This is a genomic window from Microlunatus antarcticus, from assembly GCF_014193425.1.
Lineage (GTDB): Bacteria > Actinomycetota > Actinomycetes > Propionibacteriales > Propionibacteriaceae > Microlunatus > Microlunatus antarcticus.
The window spans coordinates 1,348,011-1,370,843 of sequence record NZ_JACHZG010000001.1 but is presented as its reverse complement, the minus strand read 5'-3'; the positions used below and the strand labels follow the sequence as shown (position 1 = coordinate 1,370,843).

Here is a 22,833-nt window from a genome sequence, read left to right as displayed (position 1 = left end):
CCGCCGAAGGCTAGTCAGGACGAGCTCAGGCGTCAGGCGTCAGGCGCGACGAAGATGCAGAACGGGTGCCCGGCCGGGTCGGCGTAGACGTAGAGGGGCTCTTCGGGGTCGTCGGAGCCGTCGTGGAGCAGCCGCGCGCCGAGTCCGAGGGCGCGGAGGTGCTGCTCCCGCAGGTCGGCGACCGTCGGGACCGTCGTGTCGAGGTGCAGCATCTGCGGCCGCGTCCCCTCCGGCCAGGTCGGCGGCGGCAGGGCCTCGACCCGCTGGAAGGCGAGCGCGCGGCCACCGCCGCCGTCGACGAGCACCAGCCAGTCCTCGCCGCGCGGGTCCGGCTCACTCGGGTCGGGAGGCTCGTCGCCGGCCCGGTACGAGAGCTCGAGCAGGACCCGGTAGAACTCGGCCAGGCCGCGCGGGTCCTCGGTGTCGAGGACGGTCTGCAGGAGCCGGGGCGGGGTCATGACGGCACCGCCCGGGTCAGCCGCAGACCGCGCCGACGTTCGCGGAGCCGACGAGCCGGGTGTACTTCCCGAGCACGCCGCGCCGGACCGGACGCGGCTCGGGGACCCACGCCGCGCGGCGGCGCTCCAGCTCCGCGGGGTCGACGCCGAGCTCGAGGGTGCCGTTCGCGACGTCGAGGGTGATCGGGTCGCCGTCCTGGACGAACGCGATCGGCCCACCCTCGGTCGCCTCGGGCGCGATGTGACCGACGCAGAGGCCGGTGGTGCCGCCCGAGAACCGGCCGTCGGTGATGAGCATGACGTCCTTGCCGAGCCCCGCGCCCTTGATCGCGGCGGTGATGGCGAGCATCTCGCGCATCCCGGGGCCACCCTTCGGTCCCTCGTAGCGGATGACGACGACGTCGCCGGCGCTGACCGTGCCGTCCTCGAGCGCGTCCATGGCGGCCCGCTCGCCGTCGAAGACGCGGGCGGTGCCCTCCCAGACCGAGGTGTCGAAGCCGGCGCTCTTGACGACGGCCCCCTCGGGTGCGAGCGAGCCGTGCAGGATCGTGATGCCGCCGGTCGGGTGGATGGGGTTCGTGATCGCGCGGAGGATCGTGCCGTCGACGTCGGGCGGGGCGATGTCGGCGAGGTTCTCGGCCATCGTGCGGCCGGTCACGGTGAGGCAGTCGCCGTTGAGCAGACCCGCCTCGAGCAGCGCCTTCATGACCACCGGGACCCCGCCCACGCGGTCGACGTCGGTCATCACGTAGCGGCCGAACGGCTTGAGGTCGCCCAGGTGCGGGACCTTCTTGCCGACCCGGACGAAGTCGTCGAGGGTCAGGTCGACCTCGGCCTCGTTCGCGATGGCCAGCAGGTGGAGCACGGCGTTGGTCGAGCCGCCGAACGCCATGACGACGGCGATGGCGTTCTCGAACGCCTCCTTCGTCATGATCTGGCGGGCGGTGATCCCGCGGCGCAGCAGCTCGACGACCGCCTTGCCGCTCTCGACCGCGTAGCCGTCACGGCGCCGGTCCACGGCGGGCGGGGCGGCCGAGCCGGGCAGCGACATGCCCAGGGCCTCGGCGGCGCTGGCCATCGTATTGGCGGTGTACATGCCCCCGCAGGCACCCTCGCCGGGACAGATCGCCTTCTCCACCTCCGTGACCTGGTCGCGCGTGATGAGGCCCTTGAGGCAGGCGCCGACGGCCTCGAACGCGTCGATGATCGTCACGTCCTTGTCGCCGACGCGGCCCGGCAGGGTCGAACCGGCGTAGAGGAAGACCGACGCGAGGTCGAGCCGCGCGGCGGCCATCAGCATGCCCGGGAGCGACTTGTCGCAGCCGGCGAGCAGGACGGAGCCGTCCATGCGCTCGGCCGACATGACGGTCTCGACGGAGTCGGCGATGACCTCGCGGCTCACCAGCGAGAAGTGCATGCCCTCGTGGCCCATGGAGATGCCGTCGGAGACGGAGATGGTGCCGAACTCGAGCGGGAAGCCGCCCCCGGCGTGGACGCCCTCCTTGACGGCCTTGGCCAGCCGGTCGAGGGAGAGGTTGCAGGGCGTGATCTCGTTCCAGCTGGACGCGACGCCGACCTGGGGCTTGACCCAGTCGTCGTCGCCCATGCCGACCGCACGGAGCATGCCGCGCGAGGCCGTGGCCTCGAGCCCGTCGGTCACCACGCGCGAGCGCGGCTTGATGTCGACGCCGGAGGTCGCGACGGCGGTGTCGTTGAGCGTGTCGGTCATGGACCCGAATCTAGCTCCGCAGGGCCGCGGTCTCCGCCGCGTTCCCCCCTGCGGGCAGCGCGCGTCGGGCCACGGGCGCGCGGCGGCGGACGACCAGCAGCCGTACGGTCAGCGCCAGCACCAGCGCGACCCCGGTCAGCGGACCGAGGTTGGCCACCAGCTCCTGCAGCGGCGTGTAGGTCAGCTCGACCTGCTTGCCGTACGGAAGCAGCGCGAGCGGCGGGCACAGGGACACCCAGACGACCCAGAAGCCGGCGAGGACCCTGACCCACCGCGGCAGCACCTGCGTGAGCACGGCGACGCCCATCGGCAGGATCCACACGTAGTGGTGGGTCCACGACAGCGGCGAGGCGAGGTTCGTGCAGAGGCCGACGAGCGCGATCGCGAAGACGTGCTGCCCGCGGCGCCACCAGTGCACCGCCACCAGCGCGCCCAGCACGGCGACGACGCCCGCCACCCCGAGGCCGACCAGCGTCGTGGTCCGGCTGGTGTCCGCCAGGCGGTAGAAGACCCCGAGCAGCGACTGGTTGCCGACGTAGAGCGGGGACGCCGTCCGCGTGTCTCCGCCGGCCAGGCCGGTGAAGAACTCGACCGTGTTGCGCGGCAGGAACGCGTACCCGATGCCGGTGAAGACGAAGAACGAGATCCCCGAGACGATCGCCAGCCGGCGGCGGCCCTGGAGGAAGGCGAAGACCCCGAACAGGGCCGGCGTGAGCTTGATCGACGCGGCCAGCCCGACGAGGACGCCCTGCCACGGGCGCTTGTGGGTCGGCGCACCCGGGTAGCGCGGGAGCAGGTCGGCGACGACCAGGGCCATCAGGAACGTGTTGACCTGGCCGTAGCCCAGCGTGGTCCGGATCGGCTCGACGGCGATCAGCGCGACGGACCCGACGAGCGCGAGCTTCCACCCGCGCGGGACCCCGCAGCGGCGCAGCACCGACTGGGTGGCGCCGACGCCGGCCACCGTCCAGGCGATCTGCCAGAAGAGGTACGGCCCGAACGCCAGCGGCGTCATCAGCACGGCGGCGATCGGCGGGTAGATGAAGAAGAGGTGCCAGCCGGGCGTGCTGGTCAGGAAGATGTCCTTGCCGACGAGCATGTCCTTGACCGCGTACACGTAGACCTGGAGGTCGATCGTGTTCGGCGTCCGCGGCCACCAGTGGCTGTACGCGATCACGAACGGCAGCAGCAGCAGGCCCACCACGGCGGGCGGCAGGACCTCGACGAGGAGCAGCCGGGCCTGCCGGCCCCGCGACGTCACGACGTGCGTCCCGGGCGGCCCGGAGGGGGCGTCGACCGTCGTCACGAGGCGCCCGAGATCTGGCGCCACACCGAGTCGAGCTCGCCCTCGGGGACCTCGTCGTGGTTCACGAGGTGGTGCAGGCCCGGCTCGTCGGCGTAGCGCGGGATGACGTGCACGTGCGCGTGGAACACGGTCTGGCCGGCGACGGCCCCGGCCGAGGACAGGATGTTCATGGCGTCGGGCGCCAGGCGCTGCTTCAGCATCCGAGCCACCGCGTCGATCGCCGGCGCGATCTCCGGCAGCGACGGGTCGCCGCTGACGAGGTCGGCCACGTGGCGACGCGGGATCACGAGCGTGTGCCCGCGGTGCCAGGCGTTGATGTCGAGGAACGCGATCGCGTGCTCGTCGGCGTACACCTGCCGCGACGGCAGCTCGCCGGCGACGATGCGGCAGAAGAGGCACTCCTCCGGGCTCACGTGCTGCGGCTCGAGGTCGGCGAGCGTGAGCTTGCGCTTCTTCTTCCCCGGCTTGTCGGTCTTGCCGGTCTTCTCCGGCTTGTCCGGCTTCCCTGGCGTCACGCGGTCAGAGTCTCCCTGCTCGGTCGGCCACCGACGCCGCGACCCGCCGGACGGGGTGCCCGGCCGCGGCGATCGCGTCCTTCACGTCCGCCACCCGGAGCGTGCCGAAGTGGAACACCGTCGCCGCCAGCACGGCATCGGCCCCCGCCGCCACCGCGGGCGGGAAGTCCTCGACCCGACCGGCGCCGCCCGAGGCGATCAGCGGCACGTCCACGACCGCGCGCACGGCGGCGATCATCTCCAGGTCGAAGCCCGCCGTGGTCCCGTCGGCGTCCATCGAGTTGAGCAGGATCTCCCCCACGCCCTCCTCGACCCCGCGACGCGCCCAGGCGACGGCGTCGATCCCGGCCGCGCGGCGTCCGCCGTGCGTGGTGACCTCGAAGCCGGAGGGCTGGTCCGGGGCGCGCCGCGCGTCGACCGAGAGCACGAGCACCTGGTTGCCGAAGCGGCGGGTGATCTCCCCGATCACCTCGGGGCGGCGGATCGCGCCGGTGTTGATGGCGACCTTGTCCGCGCCCGCCCGCAGCAGCACGTCGACGTCGGCGACGCTGCCGACGCCACCCCCGACGGTCAGGGGGATGAACACGGTCTCGGCGGTACGACGGACGACGTCGAGCGTCGTCTCGCGTCCGTCCGAGCTGGCGGAGATGTCCAGGAACGTCAGCTCGTCGGCCCCTTCGGCGTCGTAGACCGCCCCGAGCTCGACGGGGTCGCCCGCGTCTCGGAGGTCGACGAAGTTCACGCCCTTGACCACCCGGCCGGCGTGCACGTCGAGACAGGGGATGACCCGTACGGCGACAGCCACGGGGCCCAGCCTAGGGGGCGGGACCGTGTCGGACCCGCTCGTTACTGTGAGCGCGTGCCCCCACCCCCGGACGCCCGCGGCGTCGACCCCGGCTTCACCGCCCTGCCGCTGCGGGAGCTGGCCGACGCCGCGCTCGCCCGGGCGGCCGACCTCGGCTGCAGCTACGCCGACCTCCGGGTCGAGCGGATCCGCGAGGGCGTGCGGACGTTCCGCGACACGAGCCTCGAGTCGAGCACCGACCACACCACGGTCGGGCTGGCCGTGCGCGTGGTGCACGACGGGGTCTGGGGCTTCGCGTCCGGGATCGGCCTGACGACCACCACCGCCGCTGCCCTCGCCGAGCGGGCGGTCGCCACCGCCCGGGTCTCCAAGCCGCTGACCCCGCACCGCGTCGAGCTCGCCGACGAGCCCGTGCACCGCGACGCGACGTGGGTGTCGTCGTACGAGGTCGACCCCTTCGCGGTCGACGAGTCCGAGCGCCAGGGCCGGATGCTCGAGCTGTCCGGGGCGCTGCTCGCGGCACCCGGGGTCAGCCACACCTCGGCGATGCTGCACTGGGTCCACGAGAACAAGTTCTTCGCCAACCTCGCCGGCACCACGACGACGCAGGAGCGGGTCCGCATCCACCCCCAGCTCACGGCGGTGAGCGTCGGCGACCACGGCTTCGCCACGATGCGCACGCTCGCGCCGCCGGTCGGCCGCGGCTGGGAGTACCTGACGGGCACCGGCTGGGACCTGGACGCCGAGGTCGCCGCGATCCCGGCGCTGCTGGCCGAGCACGCCGTCGCCCCCAGCGTCGAGGCGGGCCGCTACGACCTGGTGATCGAGCCGAGCAACCTCTTCCTCACCATCCACGAGTCGATCGGGCACGCGACCGAGCTCGACCGCGCGCTCGGCTACGAGGCCGCCTACGCGGGCACGTCCTTCGCCACGTTCGACCAGCTGGGCACGCTGCACTACGGCAGCCCGGTGATGAACGTGACCGGCGACCGCGTCGTCGACCGGGGCCTCGCGTCGATCGGCTACGACGACGAGGGCGTTGCGGGGACCAGCTTCGACATCGTCTCCGGCGGCACGCTCGTCGGCTACCAGCTCAACCGGCAGATGGCCGCGGAGAAGGACCTGGGCCCCTCGAACGGCTGCGCGTACGCCGACTCCCCCGGCCACATCCCCATGCAGCGGATGCCGAACGTCTCGCTCGCGGCGGACCCGCAGGGGCCGAGCACCGAGGAGATGATCGCGGACGTCGAGCGCGGCATCTACGTCGTCGGGGACAAGTCCTGGTCGATCGACATGCAGCGCTACAACTTCCAGTTCACCGGGCAGCGGTTCTACCGGATCGAGAACGGCCGGCTCGCGGGCCAGGTCAAGGACGTCGCCTACCAGGCGACGACCACCGACTTCTGGCGCTCGATGGAGGCGGCGGGCGGGCCGGAGACGTACGTCCTCGGCGGGGTGCTCAACTGCGGCAAGGGCCAGCCGGGCCAGACCGCACCCGTCTCGCACGGGTGCCCGTCGGCCCTGTTCCGCGGGGTGAACGTGCTGAACACGGCGGCGGAGGGAACGGCATGAGGGTCCAGGACCTGCTGACCGAGGCGCTCGCGGTCGCGACCGGCCCCGTCGTCGCGGTGCTCACCGAGCGCTACGAGACCAACCTGCGGTGGGCGGCGAACGCGCTGACCACCAACGCCGAGGTGCACGCCCGGAGCCTGTCCGTCACCGCGACGGCCGAGGTCGACGGCGGCACGGCCGTCGCCACCGTCGCGGCCGACCTGGTGGACGTCTCCGAGGTCGCGGCCCTGGTCGCGGCCGCCGAGGCGGCGGCACGTTCCGCGTCGCCCGCCGACGAGCCGGTGCCGTTCGTCCCCGACGACGGACAGGGCCGCCTCGACTTCGAGGAGGATCCCGCGACCACCAGCGTCGAGACCCTGGCGACCGTGGCGTCCGGGCTCGGGCGGGCGTTCGCGCAGGCCGAGACCGACGGCCACCTGCTCTACGGCTTCGCCGAGCACGTCGTCGAGACGGTCTACCTGGCCAGCAGCACGGGCCTGCGCCGCCGTGGCGTCGACCCCGAGGGTCGGCTCGAGCTGAACGGCAAGAGCGCCGACCTGGCCCGTTCGGGATGGGTCGGGCAGCAGACGCGCACCTTCACCGACGTGGACGTGGACGCGCTCTACGCCGAGGTCAGCACCCGGCTGGGCTGGGCCCGACGGACGGTCGAGCTGCCGCCCGGGCGCTACGAGACCCTCCTGCCGCCCGGGACCGTCGCCGACCTGATGGTCTACGCCTCCTGGACCGCGAGCGCCCGCGACGCCGAGGACGGCAGCAACGTGTACGCCGCGGGCGAGGGCCGGACGCGGGTCGGCGAGCGGCTGACCCCGCTCCCGCTGACCCTGCTCTCCGACCCGGCCTGGCCGGGCGAGGAGACGCTGCCCTTCGTCGCCAGCACCATGTCGACGGACGGGACGTCGTTCTCCTTCGACCAGGGCCTCGACGTCGGGCAGGTCCGCTGGCTCGACGACGGCGTGCTCACCGAGCTGGTGCGCAACCGCGGTCACGGCGCGGCGACCGACCGACCGGCGACCCCGGCCGCGCACAACCTGGTCATGGACGGCGGCGGCACGGCCACGCTAGAGGAGATGATCGCCTCCACCGAGCGCGGCCTGCTGCTGACCTGCTTCTGGTACATCCGCGAGGTCGACCCGGAACGGCTCCTGCTGACCGGGCTGACGCGCGACGGCGTCTACCTCGTCGAGCACGGCGAGGTGGTCGCGGCGGTGAACAACTTCCGCTGGAACGAGTCGCCGGTCGAGCTGCTCGGGCGCGTGACCGAGGTCGGGGCCGCCGTACCGGTGCTGTGCCGGGAGTGGAACGACTACATCACCAAGACGGTGATGCCGCCGCTCCGTGTGCCCGACTTCAACATGTCGACGGTCAGCCAGGCGTTCTGAGCAGCTGGTCGCCGCGCTCGGTCTGCGCGGCGGTCCGGGTGAAGAGCCAGGTCTGCTCGGCGTCGCTGCGCTCCAGCAGGGTGCCGTCGAAGCCGAGCTGACGCAGCCGGCGGATCTCGGTCGTGCGCTGGACCTCGTCGGCGACCGGCGAGAGGTACCAGAGCCGCTGCACGCCGCGCAGCCGCGGCTCGACCGCCTGCAGCGGCAGCCGCTCGTCCCACAGGTAGTGCCGGGTGAGCCGGTCCGCACCCGCGTTGAGGACGGGCCCGTTGCCGAGCGCGCCGGGGTAGGAGACGGTGATGGTCGAGACGAGCGGGTAGTCGATGACCGCGTCGCCCGGGTTGCCCCGGTAGGCCACGATCGCGGCGATCTGCGCCCAGCTGTCCCACGCCCCCACCTCGCGCTGGTCGCGGAACGTGACCGCCGACGCCAGCGGAAGGCTCATGGCCAGCACGAACCGGAGCCAGCCCCGCCGTACGGAGGCGAGGCCCGCTCCGCTCAGCACGGCCAGCGCGCCGAGCGAGAAGGACAGGTAGCGCTGGGAGTAGAGCGGCGTCCAGACCGCGGAGACGCTGACCAGCGCCAGCCCCGGGAAGACCGCCCAGCCGACGAGCAGGAACGTGGTCCCCCGCCGGCCCCGGCGGTGCCGCGCCAGCCACACCAGCCCGGCGGCGGCCATCGCCCAGGCCAGGACGGCCCACACCCCGTTCAGCGGGGCGACGGTCTCGGTGGCGATCTTGGCCAGCGACTCCAGCGTCGGCGGGTCGATCCAGTCCACCTGCGCCTGCTGGCCGCGGGCGCGCCAGGCGAGCAGCGACACCGGCACCGCGCCGGCGAGGAGCCCGAGCAGCGGCGCGAGCCGGCCGCGGGGCAGCCCGAAGCGCCAGACCCGACGTCGGAGGCCCGCGGCCTCCGGCGGCGCCCAGAGCCAGACGACGAGCACCGGCAGCATCAGCGCCGCGTAGACGTGCAGCCCACCCAGGAACGCGGTCACCAGGGCGACCGGCAGGAACCAGGCCCACGAGGGACGGCGTACGGCGAGCACCACCAGCAGCACGAGCAGCACCGCCGCGGCGGTGAACCAGGCGGCCGAGCGGCCCTCCAGCCCGATCAGCGTGACCCGGGGGCAGACCGCCATCACCAGTCCCGCCAGCAGGCCGGCGCGCGGGGTGAAGAGCAGCGAGCCGAGCACGACGACCAGCCCGGCCGCGAGGCCGCAGGCGACCACGGAGGGCAGGCGCAGCGTGAGGGTCGAGATCCCGACCTGGTCGAGCCAGACCTTCATCACCGAGTAGAAGAGCGAGTGGACGACGTCCACGTTCTGCAGCATGGCGCCGAGCTGCGACCACGACCGCGTGACCGCCGACACCGTCGCCGCCTCGTCGCGCGACTGGGTCGGGACCCAGCTGCCGGCGCCGACCAGCCCGACGGTCATGACGAAGACCGTCACCGCCCGGACCACCACCGACCCCGTGCGGAACGGGGCGGGCGTCGGCACGAGGCGAGATCCTACGTGGGCCGGACCGGGCGGAGCCTGAACGTGAGGGCCGGGGCGCGTCGCCCCGGCCCGCGTCCGCTCAGGCCGGGTCGACCTCGTCCGCCTCGAAGGTCACGACCCCGCGCCGCATCGTCCGCACCATCGTGTGCGCGGTCTCGCGCAGCGGCCCCGGACCGGCCGCGTCGGCGACCTGGCCCGCGAAGTCCACGACCTGGCGCACCCAGCGCACGAAGTCGCCGGCGGTGAGGTCGGTCTGGTCGAGCACCGAGGCGAGGGACCGCCCGTCCGCCCACCCGTACGCGACCTCGGCGAAGCCGATCTCCGGCTCCCCCGTCCGGGTCAGGCGCGCGTCGCGCTCGACGAGGGAGACCTCGCGCCAGACGCGACGGACCTGGGTCACCGCGTCGCTCGAGGGGGCGTCCGGCATCCGTGGGCGCCGCGTGTGGTCGTCGCTGCGCCGGGCCTCGAAGACGAGGCTGCTCAGCACGGCGGCGAGCTGCGGGACGGTGAGACCGTCGAAGACCCCGGCGCGGATGCACTCGGCCGCGACCAGGTCGAGCTCGCCGTAGATCCGCGCGAGCATCCGGCCGGCGTCGCTGACCTGCTCGCGCGGGGCGCGGGACGCCTCGCCGTTGAGGTAGCCGAGCGACTCGAGCACGACGCAGATCCGGTCGAAGGCCGTCGCGATGGTGTGCGTCCGGGTGCTCGCGCGCTCCTCGACGCGGACGTTCTCGCGCTCGAGGCGCAGCGCCCGCTCCGCCACCCGGGCGTGGGTCTCCCGGTCGGGGCAGGAGTGGCAGGGGTCGCGGCGCTGCTGGTCGCGCAGGTCCTCGACCCGCGCCGCGACCTCCGCGTCGGCGGGCGGACGCTTCAGCGAGGCGGCACCGAGGTCGATCTCGGCGAGCTTCGAGCGGAACGCGGCGGCGAGGTTGCGCCGCGACGCGGGCTCCTTGGGCGAGAAGTGCTTGGGCACCCGCATGCGCCCGGCGACGACCGGCGGGCTGGGGAAGTCCACCAGGGCCAGCCGTCGGACCTGGCGGTCTTCGGTCATCACCAGCGGGCGCGGTGCGTCGTCCTCGCCGCCGCCCTCGCGGGTCGAGGGGTCGAGCACCACGACCCAGCCCTGGCTGCGCCCGGCGGGCACCCGGACGATGTCACCCGGCTTGAGGCTCAGCAGCACCTGCGTGCTCTCGGCCCGCCGGTCGGCCTTGCGCTCGCGGGCGGCGTCGGCCTCGAGGTCGGCGATCTGCAGGCGACGGCGGGCGTACGCCTCGAAGTCGCCCTTGTCGCAGGCGGCCGCGGCCCACTCGGCGGTGACCGTCTCGGCGTTGCGCGCCAGGGTCCGGGCCAGCCCGACGACCGAGCGGTCGGACTGGAACTGGGCGAACGACTGCTCCAGCAGCGCCCGGGCCCGGGTGCGCCCGACGGCGCCGACGAGGTTGACCGCCATGTTGTAGGTCGGCGCGAAGGACGACTTGAGCGGGTACGTCCGCCGCGAGGCCAGGCCGGCCACGGCGCGCGGGTCCAGACCCGGCTGCCACAGCACGACGGCGTGGCCCTCGACGTCGATGCCGCGCCGGCCGGCGCGGCCCGTCAGCTGGGTGTACTCCCCCGGCGTGATGTCGGCGTGGGTCTCGCCGTTGTACTTGACCAGCTTCTCCAGCACGACGCTGCGCGCGGGCATGTTGATGCCCAGGGCGAGGGTCTCGGTGGCGAAGACGACCTTGGTCAGGCCGCGGACGAAGCACTCCTCGACGCACGCCTTGAACGCGGGCAGCATCCCCGCGTGGTGCGCGGCGATGCCCCGGGTCAGGGCCTCGGCGAAGCGCGGGTAGTCGAGGGCCCGGAGGTCGGCCGGGTCGAGCCCGCTCAGGTGGTGGCTGAGGACCCCGGCGATCTCGCTCTGCTCCTCGGGCCGCGTCAGCGTCACGCCCGTGCCGAGCAGCTGGCGGACGGCACCGTCGCAGCCGTTGCGGGAGAAGATGAAGACGATGGCGGGCAGCAGCGCCGCCCGGTCGAGCTGCTCGACCATGTCCGCCCGGCTGGGCACCAGCGACGCGCGCGGCCGCTGGCCGGCTCCGGCCCGCTGGCTGCTCGCCCCGCCGTACGCGCCGCTGCCGTAGGCCACGTTCCGCTTGCCCTGGCCGCTGCGTCCCCGCGGCCGCCTCGAGTCGTCGCGGACGTACTTGGACTCCTCGCGGGCGACCTTGAGCAGGCCGGGGTTGACCTCGCCGCGACCCGGTGCAGCGTCGGGGCGGGCGGTCGGGGCGACGTCGGCGAACAGGTCGTACAGGGTGCGGCCGGCGAGCACGTGCTGGTAGAGCGGGACGGGACGCCGCTCGGAGACGACGACCTCCATCTCGCCCCGTACGGCGGCGAGCCACTCGCCGAACTCCTCGGCGTTGCTCACCGTCGCCGACAGGGCCACGACCTGCACCGAGTCGGCGAGGCCGATGATGACCTCTTCCCACACCGCGCCCCGGAACCGGTCGGCGAGGTAGTGGACCTCGTCCATGACGACGTATCCGAGGTTGTCGAGCGTGCGCGAGCCCGCGTAGATCATGTTCCGCAGGACCTCGGTCGTCATGACGACGACGGGGGCCTCGGAGTTGATCGAGCTGTCGCCGGTCAGCAGGCCCACGTTCGCCGAGCCGTGGCGGCGCGCGAGGTCGGCGTACTTCTGGTTCGACAGGGCCTTGATCGGCGTCGTGTAGAACGCCTTGCGCCCCTGCTGCAGGGCGAGGTAGACCGCGAACTCGCCGACGATGGTCTTGCCGGCCCCGGTCGGGGCGGCGACCAGCACACCGGAGCCGGCCTCGACGTGGGCGCAGGCCTCCCGCTGGTAGTCGTCGAAACCGAACCCGTACCCGTCGGCGAACGCCGCCAGCTGCGGCGAGGAGCGCCGTTCCTGGAACCTGCTGTACGCCTCGGCGGGACTGACCTGTTCCGCACTCACGCCTTCGAACTTACCTGGGTGGTGGTGGCGGGTCTGGGGTCCGTCGTCACAGGCAGATGCGGAGGGCGCCGGGGACCGAGGTCGCGGTGACGGGCGTCGGCCCCAGCTCCTCGCCGTCGCCGTACGCGAGGCCGCCGCCGCCGGAGACCGCCACGGAACGTGCCCGGAGCTGCTCCACGCAAGGGTCGGAGGCAAAGCTGCCGTCCCGCATCCGGGGCAGGAGCTGGAGGAGCTTGGCACGGCCGACGGGATGGATGATCGTCAGGTCGAGCCAGCCGTCGTACGGGTCCGCGGCCGGGCAGATCCGCAGGCCGCCGCCGTACGTGCTGGTGTTGCCGACGGCGACGAGCATCGCGTCGAGGTCTCGTGGCTCGCCGTCGATCACGAGCTCGTACGCCAGCGGCCGAAAGGTCCGCAGCTCGGCCAGCGCCGCGATCGTGTAGCGCGCAGCACCCTTCGGCCGGCGCATCCGGTTGGCGCGGGCGTTGACCAGGGCGTCGAAGCCGGTGGCGAGCACGGTGCCGACCCAACGGCCCCCGACGCGCAGGAGGTCGACCGGACGCGTCGTCCCCCCGGCGAGGGCGGCCACCGCGCCGCCGACGTCGGCGGGGTCGAGCCCGAGGCTGCGCGCGAAGTCGTTGCCGGTGCCGGCGGGGACCAGCCCCAGCGCGAGCGCGGGCCCGTCCGGGTGCTCGGCCGCGTGCCCGGCGACGGCGTTGACGCCGAGGTGGGCCATGCCGTCACCGCCCATCACCGCCAGGACGTCCACGCCGCTGCCGGCGGCCCGGGCCACGAGCTCGGCGGCCTCCATCGGGGTGCGGCTGAGCGAGATCTCCACCGCGTGCCCCGCGTCGCGGAGCCGCCCGGTGACCTGGGGCAGCAGTGCCTGAGCGCGCCCCTTGGCGGCCGCCGGGTTCACCACCAGGGCGATCGAGGCGGTACCGGTGCGGCGCTCCTCGGGCTCGCCCTGCTGAGGAACGACCGGCTCAGGCATCCTCACCGTCGGTCAGGCCGCGCAGCGCGCGGTCCCGGGCGACCGGGTCGATGGTGCCGCGGCGGGCCTTGCGCCGGTCGAGGACGTGCGCGATCACCTCGGCCACGATGAAGAGCACGGTCATCGGCAGCGCCAGCGCCAGCATCGAGAACGGGTCGGTCGACGGCGTCGCCACCGCACCGAACACGAAGGTGCCGAAGATGATCAGCGAGCGGTACTTGGAGAGGTACTTCGCCTTGAGGATCCCCATGATGTTGAGGATCAGCACGACCTCGGGGATGAGGAACGCGACCCCGAAGACGAGCATGAAGCGCATCAGGAACGACAGGAACTGGTTGACGTCCTGCAGGTTGGTGATGCCGTTCTCGGTGAAGCCGAGCAGCACGACCAGGCCCTTGGGCATCACGTAGTACCCGACGGCCACCCCGGCCAGGAAGAGCGGCGTGGCGGACCCGAGGAAGATCAGGGTCCACTTCTTCTCCTTCGCCAGCAGACCCGGGACGATGAACGCCCACAGCTGGTAGAGCAGGATCGGAGACGTGGCCAGGATCCCGGCCATCGCCGACACCTTGAGCGCCAGCGTGAACGGCGAGGCCACACCCTGGTTCACCATCTGCAGGCTCGCGCCCGGATTCTTCGCCCGGATGGCCTCCGCGGCGAGCTGGTACGGGTAGAAGATCACCTCGGTGAGGTAGCTCCGGAAGAACCAGGCGACGACGGTGCCGACGACGATCGTCAGCGCCATGATGATCAGGCGGTAGCGCAGCTCGGCGATGTGCTCGAACAGACTCATCGAGCCGTCAGGACCGGCCTTCGGCGGCTTCAGCCACGCGAAGCTGAGCCGGATGGGCCGGCCGCGGACCGTCAGGGACACGGGGCACTCATGGACACGAGGCGCTCAGGCTGTCGGTGTCGCGACGTCAGACGTCGCGACGGGCGTCGCTCGGGTCGACCGCGTTCGGGTTGGTCCGCGGCGGCTGCTGGTAGCCGGGGTCGGTCGGGGCCAGCGGCTCCGGGGTGACGGTCGGCTGGCCGGCGGCGAGGTCGTCGGCCGCGGTGGTCTTGTCGTTCTTGGGGAGGCTCTTCGTCTCCTCCTTGAACTCACGGAGGGCGCGCCCGCTGCTCTTGCCCAGGCCGGCCAGCCGCGAACCACCGAAGAGCAGCAGCACGACGGCCAGGATGATCAGCAGCTCGGGAACACCGAGGCCACCAAGAGCGAGCGGGGTCATGATTCCTTCTTTCCCGGCGCGTCTGCGCCTCGGTGATCGTACGACTCGACCGTACCCGGCCACGCGTCGTCAGCGGTGAGTTCGGAGCCGGCGTCGGGCAGGGTTCGGTCGGTGACCTCGGTCGCACCGGTGACCTGGACCTGGGGGACCTGGACCTGGGCGAGGAGGTCGGCCAGCTCGCCGGCGCGCCCGGCCGCCACGTCCAGCTCGGCCAGCAGCCCCCGGGCGGAGCGCCAGACCCGGAGCGCGACGAGGACGAGCACGCCGAGACCGCCCAGGGCGATGACGGCGAACAGGAGGACCCAGGGCCAGACCACTCCCCCATTCTGGCCGCTTCCGCCCCGGGCGCTGACACGCCCGGTCCCCGACGCTCGCGGCTAGCCGGGCTCCGCCGCGTCGAAGGCCGCGTACGCCGCCAGGGCCTCGCGCGCCGCTCCGGCCGCGGGCTCGCCCGCGCCGACCGGGGCCAGGACCTGCGCCGCCCCGCCGAGTCGCAGCAGGAGGTGCCGCAGCCAGGCCGGGTCCGTGACCCGGAACGAGGCGACGACGGCGCCGTCGCGGCCGGGCGTCGTGGACTCGGTCGGGTAGTACTCCGCGACCCACGCCGCCTCCGGCGCCAGCTCGAGGGTCACCACCGGCGCGTCGGCCAGGTCGGCGAACCAGCCGGCGCTCAGGTCGGTCAGCACCACGTCGTGGGGCTGCACGGGCTCGTCGGTGACGCTCGCGGCGGCCACGCGGTCGAGGCGGAACGTCCGCAGCCCGTCCGCCCGGTAGCACCACGCCTCGAGGTAGCCGTTCCCGTCGAGCACGAAGAGCCGCAGCGGGTCGACGAACCGTTGCGTCGTCTCCTCCCGGCTGGCCACGTCGTACGTCAGGTCGAGGCGGCGACCGCGCTGGAGGCCGTCGGTCAGCGTCGCCTGCACCTCGTCGCTCGCCGAGGTCACGCTGACCGACGCCTGCCCGGTGGGCGTCGCACCGGACGCGACCTCGAGCTTGGCCAGGGCGCGATCGGTCGCGGCGCGCTGGTCCGGCCCGGCGATCTCCCGCAGCGTGCGCAGCGCGAGCACGAGGGCCAGCGCCTCGTCCGCGGTCAGCCGCAGCGGGCGGGTCAGGTAGTCGGCGTTGCTCAGGTGGATGACGCCCTCGCCGTCCACCGCGTCCATGTCGATGTCGATCAGGTCGCCCGGCGACAGGCCGGGCATCCCGCACATCCACAGCACGCCGAGGTCGGCCCGCAGCGTCCGCGGGCTGACCCCGAACGCCGCCGCCACGTCCGCGACCGGCGCACCGTCGTGCTCCCGCAGGTACGGCACCAGGCTCAGCAGCCGGCGCACCTGGGCCTGGCTCGTCATCGGGCGACCGTCGCGACGCCCGGTGCCGCGGTCGGCGACGTCTCGGCCACGGCCGCCAGCCGCGCCACCACGGCCTGGCGGAGGTCCAGCGGCTCGAGGACGAGCACGTCCGCGCCGTGGCCGGCCACCTCCTCGGCCATGCCGGGCAGGCTGCCGTAGCCGACCCACCAGCGCTCGTAGCCCTCCGGCGCCCACGCCAGGTCCGGCGTCGCCTCGGGCCGACGGCCCCGTCGGGTCAGCGACGGCGCCCGGCCCGGGCGGACCGCGAGCAGGGCCTCCGCCGTCGGCTCCTGCGGGTCGAGGGCGCGGGCCAGCGCCCGCAGGTCGAGACCCTCGGGGACCGCGTACGCCCCCGGGCGCGAGACACCGACCGGGACGTCGGTGATGCGGGACAGCTTGAACATCCGGTTCGCGTCGCGGTCGACGTCGCGGCCGACCACGTACCAGCGGCCCCGGCGCGAGGTGAGCCCCCACGGCTCGAACGTCCGCAGGCTGCCGTCGCGGTAGGTGAAGCGGACCCGGGTCTGGTCGAGCACGGCGTTCCAGAGCGGGCCGAAGGCGGGCTCGGTCGCCTGCACGGACGGTTCCAGGGCGGCGAGGGCCGACGGGTCGGGCTCCACGCCCGCGGCGCGCAGCTTGGTCATCGCGCTCTGCGTCGACTCGGCCATGCTCGCGTGCTGCCAGACCCGCGCGGCGACGCCGACGACCGAGGCCTCCTCCGCGTCGAGCTCGATGGGCGGCAGCGAGAACTCGCTCGGCAGGATTCGGTAGCCGGCCTCGTCCTCGAACAGCTGGTCGTAGCCGCCGACCTCGATCGGCACGCCGAGCGCCCGCAGCTCGTCCTTGTCCCGCTCGAAGGTGCGCTCGAAGGCGGCGTCGCTCAGGCCGTGGTAACCCTCGACGAGCTCGCGGATCCGCGTCTTGGGCAGGTAGCGACCGGCGACCAGCAGCGCGATCGTGAGGTTCACGATCCGCTCGGTCTTCCTGGGCGCCATGGGGGTCGGTCCTCCTGCTCGGGGGGAGCTGTCAGGGGGCGGAATCGTACGCAGGTTCGGGCGGAGCACGACGCTACTACGCGCTGCCGGCGAATCCGCGCCACTAGGGTCTGAGCGTGATCGTGTGGGCCTCCGGAACCGTCGCGGCGCTGCTCGGGGGGTGGCGGGGCGCCGTCGAGCTGACCGCGGTCCGTGACGACACGAGGGCCGAGGTCCGCTCGCTGGCGTACACCGACCTCATGGCCGCGCCGGCCGTCGGGGACCGCGTGCTGCTCAACGTCGGCGCGCTCGACCGCGGCCTGGGGACCGGCGGCTACGCGCTCGTGATCGCCGTGCTCGGCCCGGACGGTTCCGTGGTGGCCCAGCCCCCGCAGCCGGCCGGGCACCTGGTCAAGGCCCGCTACCTGCCGCTGCAGGCGATGGTGGCCGGGGCCGACGAGCAGGGGTCGCCGCACCACGACCTGCTGGCTGACGCGGACTCGCTCGACGGCCTGCCGGTGGTCGTGGCCGATCTGCACTCCGCGCTCGCGCCGACCCTGCTGGCGCTGGCCCACGACCGCCCCGGCACGCGGGTCGTCTACGTGATGAGCGACCAGGGGGCGCTGCCGATCGCCTTCTCGCGCGCGGTCGCCCAGCTGCGCGACGCGGGGCTGATGGCAGCCACCGTCACGGTCGGGCAGTCGTTCGGCGGAGACCTCGAGGCCGTCACCGTGCACTCGGGCCTGCTCGCTGCCCGCCTCGCGCTCGACGCCGAGGTCGCGGTCGTGACCCAGGGACCCGGCAACCTCGGCACCGGGACCCGCTGGGGCTTCTCCGGCGTCGGGGCGGGCGAGGCGGTCAACGCCGTCGCGGCCCTCGACGGGCGGCCCGTCGCGAGCCTCCGCATCTCGGGGGCCGACGCCCGACCCCGTCACCGCGGGGTCTCCCACCACAGCCTCACTGCGTACGGACGGGTCGCCCTCAGCGCGGCCGACCTCGCCGTCCCGGACTTCGGCGGAGCCGCCCGGCTGCGCGGGGTCACCGACCCGGCCGGGCTCGATGCGCTGGTCGCGATGGCCCCGGACGTGGAGGCCGCCGCCCGGGGGCTCGACCGGCACCGGGCCGTACGCGTGGCCCTCGACGGCCTCGACGACGCCCTGCTCGCCTCCCCGCTCCGCCTCTCGACGATGGGCCGGGGCCTCGACGGCGACCCCGCCTACTTCCTCGCCGCCGCGGCCGCGGGCCGGCACGCCGCCACGCTCCTCGCCCAGGACGACCGCGAGGCCCCGTTCGGCTAGCGTCGGTGCGCATGAGCAGCGTGGAGGTCGAGTTCCGCCCCGCCCGCGTCGATGCGGGCGACGGCCAGGTGCTGGCCCAGGCCATGGCCGCCGAGATCGCCGTCCTCTACGACGGGCTCGACCAGAACGGCGCGGACATGCCTCTCGCAGGGCCACGCGAGCTCGGACCGCCCGGCGGCGGCTTCTGGGTCGGCTACGTCGACGGCTCCCCCGCCTGCTGCGGCGGGCTCAAGCAGCTGCCCGACCCCGGCGCGTGCGAGATCAAGAAGATGTACGTCGTCCCCGCCCTCCGCGGCCGTGGCGTCGCCCGTCGGCTGCTCGCGTTCCTCGAGGGCCAGGCGCGCGAGCGCGGCTACGCCGTCGCCCGCCTCGACACGGGCGAGCACCAGCACGACGCCCTCCACATCTACGACTCCTCCGGCTACGTCCGGATCCCCAACTTCAACGGCAACCCGGTGGCGACCTACTTCGCCGAGAAGGCGCTGGCCTGAGGCGAGCGGGCTGCCCCGGGGCCCGAAGCGGTAGGTCAGTCGGTCGGCGACACCCGGACGAGGTTCCCGTCGGGATCGGCGACGACGAAGGTGCGGCCGAACACGTCGTCGTGCGGCGGCTCGACGACCGTGACGCCCTTCGCGCTCCACCGGGCGAAGAGGTCGTCGACCGCGTCGGCCGAGCCCGGGACCATCAGCCCCACCTCGCTGGTCCGCGGGGTGCTCGGCACGGCGTGCTCGGGGCGACCGGTCCACACCGCGAACAGGACGCCGGGCGCCACCGCGAACGCGACGTAGCGGGGGCTGGTGAAGGACGGCCGGATCTCGAACAGGTCGCCGTAGAAGACCGTGGCGGCCTCGGCGTCCCGGACGTAGACCAGGAACAGGTTGGGTGCGGGCATCGGGGCTCCTCGTGGGTTGGCTGACTGCCGTGCCCCTCACCCCACCGACCCATCGCGACAGGACCTGTCACCTTTTTCCGACAGGATGGGACCGTGAAGGCCTCCCGCCTCCTGACCCTGCTGCTGCTCCTGCAGACGCACCAGCGGATGACCACCGGCGAGCTCGCCGAACGCCTCGAGGTGTCGCGCCGGACCGTCCTGCGCGACGTGGAGGCGCTGTCCGAGGCCGGCGTGCCCGTCTACGCGGAACGTGGCCGCCACGGCGGGATCGTCCTGCTCCCGGGTGCCCGCCTGAACGCCTCCCACCTCGACCCCACCGAGATCGACGCGCTGCTGCTCACCGGCCTCGACCACGCCGGCCTGGAGCAGCTCGGGCTGGCCGCGGCGGCCGAGCAGGCAGATCGCAAGCTCGCCGCCCGCCGAGGGTCGGGACCGGGAGGTACGGCCCCGCTGAGCGGGTTGGTGGTCGCGGACAGCACCGCCTGGCTGTCCTCGCCGAGCACCGCTGACGTCGTGGTGGCCGACCTGGCGACGGACCTCCGGACCGGCCGGCGGCTCGGGCTCGTCTACCGACGCAGCGGCACGAGCGACCCGACCACGGTCGTGGTCGACCCGTACGGGCTGGCGGTCAAGGCGGGCCGCTGGTACCTCGTCGCGGACGTCGAGGGCGATCCGCGGATGTTCGCGGTCGAGCGCCTCGCCTCGTACGCGGTGCTGCCCGACCCGGCGCAGCTCCGGCCGGGGCAGACGTTGGCGCGGGTCTGGGCCGGTCTCGCGGCCGGGGTCGAGCGGGTCCGGGACGTGGCCGTCGAGGTCCGGCTCCGACGCAGCCGGCTGGACCTCGCCCGCCGCGTCCTAGGCTCCCGGCTGAGCGAGGTGCGGCCCCAGGACGACACGTGGTGCCACGCGACGGTCCGGTACGAGGAGGTCGAGGCCGTCCGCCAGCTGCTCCAGCTCGGCGACCACGTCGAGGTGCTCGGCCCCCCGGAGGCCCGCCGTCGGGTCCACGCGCTGGCGTCCGACCTCGCCGCCCGCCACCGCGATCCCGCGGCGGGGCAGCCGGTCTAGCTCGCGCTGGAGGTGAAGAGCACGTCGACCACGAAGACGAGCGTGTCGCCCGGGTTGACCTTCGGGGTCGCATTGCCCTGCGGGTAGCCCTCGGCCGGCGGGACGACGACGAGGACGCGGCTGCCGACCTTCTGGCCGACCAGGCCCTTCTGCAGGCCGGGGACGAGGGAGGCCAGGGCGGCGGTCGCGGGCTTCGCGCCGTACGTCTGCTCCAGGACCTCGCCGGTGCTCCAGTCGACCCACTGGTAGTTGATGGTGACCGAGTCGGCCGCCCCGACGGCCTTGCCCTTGCCCTCGATCAGCGGCTGGACGACGACGGAGGTCGGCGGGTCGGTCTTCGGGACCGTGACGACCGGCTTGCCGTCGGTCTCGGCCACGGTCGGCAGGCCGGCCTTCGGGGTCACCGCGGTGCCGACGGGACCGGTCAGCGGGACGGCCACGATGTCCACGACGAAGACGAGCGTGTCCCCGACGTTGATCCCGGCCTGCGGGCTCCCTCCGCTCGAGTCGTAGCCGTCGGAGCCGGGCATCGCGATGACGACGCGGCTGCCCTGGTGCTGACCCTGCAGGCCCTTGCTGAAGCCGGGGACGACCTGGTCGAGCGGGAACGCGATGGACTGCCCGCGGCTGAAGGAGTCGTCGAACTTCTTGCCCGTACGCCCGTTCACGCCGTAGTAGTTGACCTCGACGGTCGACCCCGGCTGCACGACCGCACCCTTGGTGTTGGGCTGCAGCACCTCGGCGCGGGTCTGGTCGATCGCCCACGGCGACTTGATCGTCACCGTCGGGGACTTGCCGTACGCGCCCTCGACCTTGACCGCGTCGAAGTTCTTCGACGCGGTGACCGGGGCCGCGCTGGGGCTCGCCGACGCCGAGGCGGACGGGCTCGCGCTCGCGGTGTCGGAGGCCGCGGCGGACGGCGACGGGCTCGCCGAGGCGGCGGGGTCGTCGCCCGACCCGCACGCGCCGAGACCCAGCAGGACGGCGCTGAGCCCGACGCCGACGAGGGCGCGGGTCAGGGGGACACGTCGATTTCGCACCGGGCGAGATTACAGGGGTGAATCTGTGCAACCGGGTTCATCAGAGACCGCGCGCCGAGGCGGGCGACGTCGAGTGCGCGCAGATCGTGAGCCACGAGAGCGAGTCGTCGCGGTTCGCGCGCACTCGCCCGCGCCGACCGCGCGTCTTCAGACCACTGCGGGAAAACCGCGTACAGGGGTGGCGCCGGCGGCCAGACTGCCGTCGTCGGTCTGAAGACGTCACCGCAGGGCGGCTGCCGATCGCGCGTCTTCAGACCGCTACGTGGAAACCGCGTACAGGCGTGGCGCCGGCGGCCGCATGCGCCGTCATTGGTCTGAAGACGTCATTACAGGGCAGCCCTGGCCAGAACCACGGGGGCAGAACCTGCTAGGGAGCAGAAGCGGCTAGTACGAGCGGCGCATGCTCGCGATCAACCGATCCACCCGCTCGTCGGTCGCGACGAAGGGGTCCTTGCACAGGACCGTGCGCTGGGCCTGGTCGTTGAGCTTGAGGTGCACCCAGTCGACCGTGTAGTCGCTGCGGCAGTCCTGGGCGGCGCGAATGAAGTCGCCGCGCAGCTTGGCCCGCGTGGTCTGCGGCGGGATGGACTTCGCCCGGAACACGGCCGGCTCGGTCGTGACGCGGGCCGCGGCACCGCGGGCCTCGAGGATGGAGAACAGACCCCGACCCCGCCGGATGTCGTGGTAGGCGAGGTCGATCTGGGCGATGCGCGGGTCGGCGAGGCTCAGGTCGTGCTTCGCCGAGTAGCGGTCGATCAGCTTGAGCTTGATCGCCCAGTCGATCTCGGTGTCGATCAGCTCCAGCTTGTCCTCGCCGACCGCGCGCAGGGCGCGCTCCCACAGGTCGAGGACGCGGTCGACCGTCGGGGTCCGCAGGCTCTCGCGGGCGACGAACTCGGCGACCTTCTCGTAGTACTCGGTCTGCAGCTCGAGCGCGGAGATGCGGCGGCCGTTGCTCAGGCTGACCTTCACCTGGCCCGTACGGTCGCGGCTCATGTCGCGGATCGCGCGGATCGGGTTGTCGAGGGTGAGGTCGCGCATGGGCACGCCGGCCTCGATCAGGCGCAGCACGAGCTCGGCGGAACCGACCTTGAGCAGCGTCGTCGTCTCACTCATGTTCGAGTCGCCGACGATGACGTGCAGGCGCCGGTAGCGCTCGGGGTCGGCGTGCGGCTCGTCGCGGGTGTTGATGATCGGGCGGCTGCGGGTCGTCGCCGAGGAGACGCTCTCCCAGATGTGCTCGGCGCGCTGGCTGATGCTGAACTCGGCCCCGCGCGCCGTCGTCAGCACCTTCCCGGCGCCGCAGATGAGCTGGCGCGACACCAGGAACGGCACGAGGACGTCGGTGATCTTGGAGAAGTCGCCGATGCGGCTGATCAGGTAGTTCTCGTGGCAGCCGTAGCTGTTGCCGTGGCTGTCGGTGTTGTTCTTGAACAGGTAGATGTCACCGGCGATGTTCTCGCTGGCGAGCCGCTGCTCGGCGTCGACGATCAGGTCCTCGAGGATCCGCTCGCCGGCCCGGTCGTGGTTGATCAGCTGGACCAGGTCGTCGCACTCGGCCGTCGCGTACTCCGGGTGGGAGCCGACGTCGAGGTAGATCCGCGAGCCGTTGCGCAGGAACACGTTGCTGCTGCGGCCCCAGGTCACGACCCGGCGGAACAGGTAGCGCGCGACCTCGTCCGGCGTCAGCCGGCGCGTCCCCCCGGACGTGCAGGCGACCCCGTACTCGGTCTCCAACCCGTAGATGCGGCGATCCATGGACCGGGCA

21 protein-coding genes are annotated in these 22,833 nt (G+C 73.2%); 5 read left to right on the top strand and 16 right to left on the bottom strand.

Annotation, left to right across the window (positions count from 1 at the left end):
* Nucleotides 1–32 precede the first annotated feature (32 nt).
* From FHX39_RS06300 to hisF, 5 genes are read right to left on the bottom strand one after another with little or no spacing between them, the layout of a single operon-like run.
* Nucleotides 33–458 (bottom strand): VOC family protein, encoded by a 426-nt coding sequence (locus FHX39_RS06300; RefSeq protein WP_183337278.1) that lies wholly within the window; start codon nt 456–458, stop codon nt 33–35.
* A gap of 16 nt (nt 459–474) precedes the next feature.
* Nucleotides 475–2,187, bottom strand: coding sequence for a dihydroxy-acid dehydratase (gene ilvD / locus FHX39_RS06295; RefSeq protein WP_183337277.1), 1,713 nt, complete (start codon nt 2,185–2,187; stop codon nt 475–477).
* A 10-nt stretch (nt 2,188–2,197) separates the two neighbouring features.
* Complete coding sequence (locus FHX39_RS06290; RefSeq protein WP_183337276.1) at nt 2,198–3,493, bottom strand: glycosyltransferase 87 family protein; 1,296 nt, start codon at nt 3,491–3,493, stop codon at nt 2,198–2,200.
* Complete coding sequence (locus FHX39_RS06285; RefSeq protein ID WP_332836697.1) at nt 3,490–4,008, bottom strand: HIT family protein; 519 nt, start codon at nt 4,006–4,008, stop codon at nt 3,490–3,492. The genes FHX39_RS06290 and FHX39_RS06285 overlap by 4 nt, the downstream gene beginning before the upstream one ends.
* A gap of 4 nt (nt 4,009–4,012) precedes the next feature.
* Entirely contained in the window at nt 4,013–4,813 is an 801-nt protein-coding gene (gene hisF, locus FHX39_RS06280; protein WP_183337275.1) for an imidazole glycerol phosphate synthase subunit HisF, read from the bottom strand.
* A gap of 54 nt (nt 4,814–4,867) precedes the next feature.
* On the opposite strand from hisF, the gene FHX39_RS06275 reads away from it, so the two are divergent.
* Nucleotides 4,868–6,385: a TldD/PmbA family protein gene (locus FHX39_RS06275; protein WP_183337274.1), complete on the top strand. Its 1,518-nt coding sequence runs from the start codon at nt 4,868–4,870 to the stop codon at nt 6,383–6,385.
* Nucleotides 6,382–7,764 carry a metallopeptidase TldD-related protein gene (locus FHX39_RS06270; RefSeq protein WP_183337273.1) on the top strand — a complete coding sequence of 461 codons (1,383 nt, stop codon included), beginning with the start codon at nt 6,382–6,384 and terminating at the stop codon, nt 7,762–7,764. The genes FHX39_RS06275 and FHX39_RS06270 overlap by 4 nt, the downstream gene beginning before the upstream one ends.
* Here FHX39_RS06270 and FHX39_RS06265 read toward each other — a convergent pair.
* The 8 genes from FHX39_RS06265 to FHX39_RS06230 all read right to left on the bottom strand — a co-directional run bounded on the left by FHX39_RS06265 (nt 7,748) and on the right by FHX39_RS06230 (nt 16,788).
* Nucleotides 7,748–9,262 (bottom strand): glycosyltransferase family 39 protein, encoded by a 1,515-nt coding sequence (locus tag FHX39_RS06265; RefSeq protein WP_183337272.1) that lies wholly within the window; start codon nt 9,260–9,262, stop codon nt 7,748–7,750. The genes FHX39_RS06270 and FHX39_RS06265 overlap by 17 nt on opposite strands.
* A 79-nt stretch (nt 9,263–9,341) precedes the next feature.
* Nucleotides 9,342–12,218, bottom strand: a complete 2,877-nt coding sequence (locus tag FHX39_RS06260; RefSeq protein WP_408631482.1) for a DEAD/DEAH box helicase — start codon at nt 12,216–12,218, stop codon at nt 9,342–9,344.
* 46 nt (nt 12,219–12,264) lie between these two features.
* The gene (locus tag FHX39_RS06255) at nt 12,265–13,212 is read right to left on the bottom strand and encodes a diacylglycerol/lipid kinase family protein (protein ID WP_183337271.1); all 948 of its coding nucleotides are present in this window, start codon (nt 13,210–13,212) and stop codon (nt 12,265–12,267) included.
* Nucleotides 13,205–14,086: a twin-arginine translocase subunit TatC gene (gene tatC, locus FHX39_RS06250; RefSeq protein ID WP_332836696.1), complete on the bottom strand. Its 882-nt coding sequence runs from the start codon at nt 14,084–14,086 to the stop codon at nt 13,205–13,207. Before tatC ends, FHX39_RS06255 begins: the two co-directional genes overlap by 8 nt.
* Before the next feature lie 46 nt (nt 14,087–14,132).
* Nucleotides 14,133–14,441, bottom strand: a complete 309-nt coding sequence (tatA, locus tag FHX39_RS22380; RefSeq protein WP_183337270.1) for a twin-arginine translocase TatA/TatE family subunit — start codon at nt 14,439–14,441, stop codon at nt 14,133–14,135.
* Nucleotides 14,438–14,758: a hypothetical protein gene (locus FHX39_RS06240; RefSeq protein WP_183337269.1), complete on the bottom strand. Its 321-nt coding sequence runs from the start codon at nt 14,756–14,758 to the stop codon at nt 14,438–14,440. Before FHX39_RS06240 ends, tatA begins: the two co-directional genes overlap by 4 nt.
* A gap of 60 nt (nt 14,759–14,818) precedes the next feature.
* Nucleotides 14,819–15,793: a helix-turn-helix transcriptional regulator gene (locus FHX39_RS06235; RefSeq protein ID WP_183337268.1), complete on the bottom strand. Its 975-nt coding sequence runs from the start codon at nt 15,791–15,793 to the stop codon at nt 14,819–14,821.
* Nucleotides 15,790–16,788, bottom strand: coding sequence for a helix-turn-helix transcriptional regulator (locus tag FHX39_RS06230; protein WP_183337267.1), 999 nt, complete (start codon nt 16,786–16,788; stop codon nt 15,790–15,792). The genes FHX39_RS06235 and FHX39_RS06230 overlap by 4 nt, the downstream gene beginning before the upstream one ends.
* 116 nt (nt 16,789–16,904) lie before the next feature.
* Here FHX39_RS06230 and FHX39_RS06225 point away from each other — a divergent pair, with 116 nt between their 5' ends.
* Together FHX39_RS06225 and FHX39_RS06220 are read left to right on the top strand one after the other, a co-directional pair.
* A complete protein-coding gene (locus tag FHX39_RS06225) occupies nt 16,905–18,065 on the top strand; it encodes a DUF3866 family protein (protein WP_183337266.1) in 1,161 nt (386 codons plus the stop codon).
* Nucleotides 18,066–18,076: 11 nt separating this feature from the next.
* Nucleotides 18,077–18,556: a GNAT family N-acetyltransferase gene (locus FHX39_RS06220; RefSeq protein WP_183337265.1), complete on the top strand. Its 480-nt coding sequence runs from the start codon at nt 18,077–18,079 to the stop codon at nt 18,554–18,556.
* Nucleotides 18,557–18,591: 35 nt separating this feature from the next.
* Here FHX39_RS06220 and FHX39_RS06215 read toward each other — a convergent pair whose 3' ends face one another.
* On the bottom strand, nt 18,592–18,957 hold the full coding sequence (locus tag FHX39_RS06215) for a VOC family protein (protein WP_183337264.1): 366 nt from the start codon (nt 18,955–18,957) through the stop codon (nt 18,592–18,594).
* 93 nt (nt 18,958–19,050) lie between these two features.
* On the opposite strand from FHX39_RS06215, the gene FHX39_RS06210 reads away from it, so the two are divergent.
* A complete protein-coding gene (locus FHX39_RS06210) occupies nt 19,051–20,025 on the top strand; it encodes a helix-turn-helix transcriptional regulator (RefSeq protein WP_183337263.1) in 975 nt (324 codons plus the stop codon).
* On the opposite strand, the gene FHX39_RS06205 is transcribed toward FHX39_RS06210, so the two are convergent.
* Both FHX39_RS06205 and pafA read right to left on the bottom strand, forming a co-directional pair.
* Nucleotides 20,022–21,065, bottom strand: coding sequence for an FKBP-type peptidyl-prolyl cis-trans isomerase (locus FHX39_RS06205; protein WP_332836695.1), 1,044 nt, complete (start codon nt 21,063–21,065; stop codon nt 20,022–20,024). The genes FHX39_RS06210 and FHX39_RS06205 overlap by 4 nt on opposite strands.
* 384 nt (nt 21,066–21,449) lie before the next feature.
* Nucleotides 21,450–22,823 (bottom strand): Pup--protein ligase, encoded by a 1,374-nt coding sequence (pafA, locus tag FHX39_RS06200; protein WP_183337262.1) that lies wholly within the window; start codon nt 22,821–22,823, stop codon nt 21,450–21,452.
* Nucleotides 22,824–22,833 lie beyond the last annotated feature (10 nt).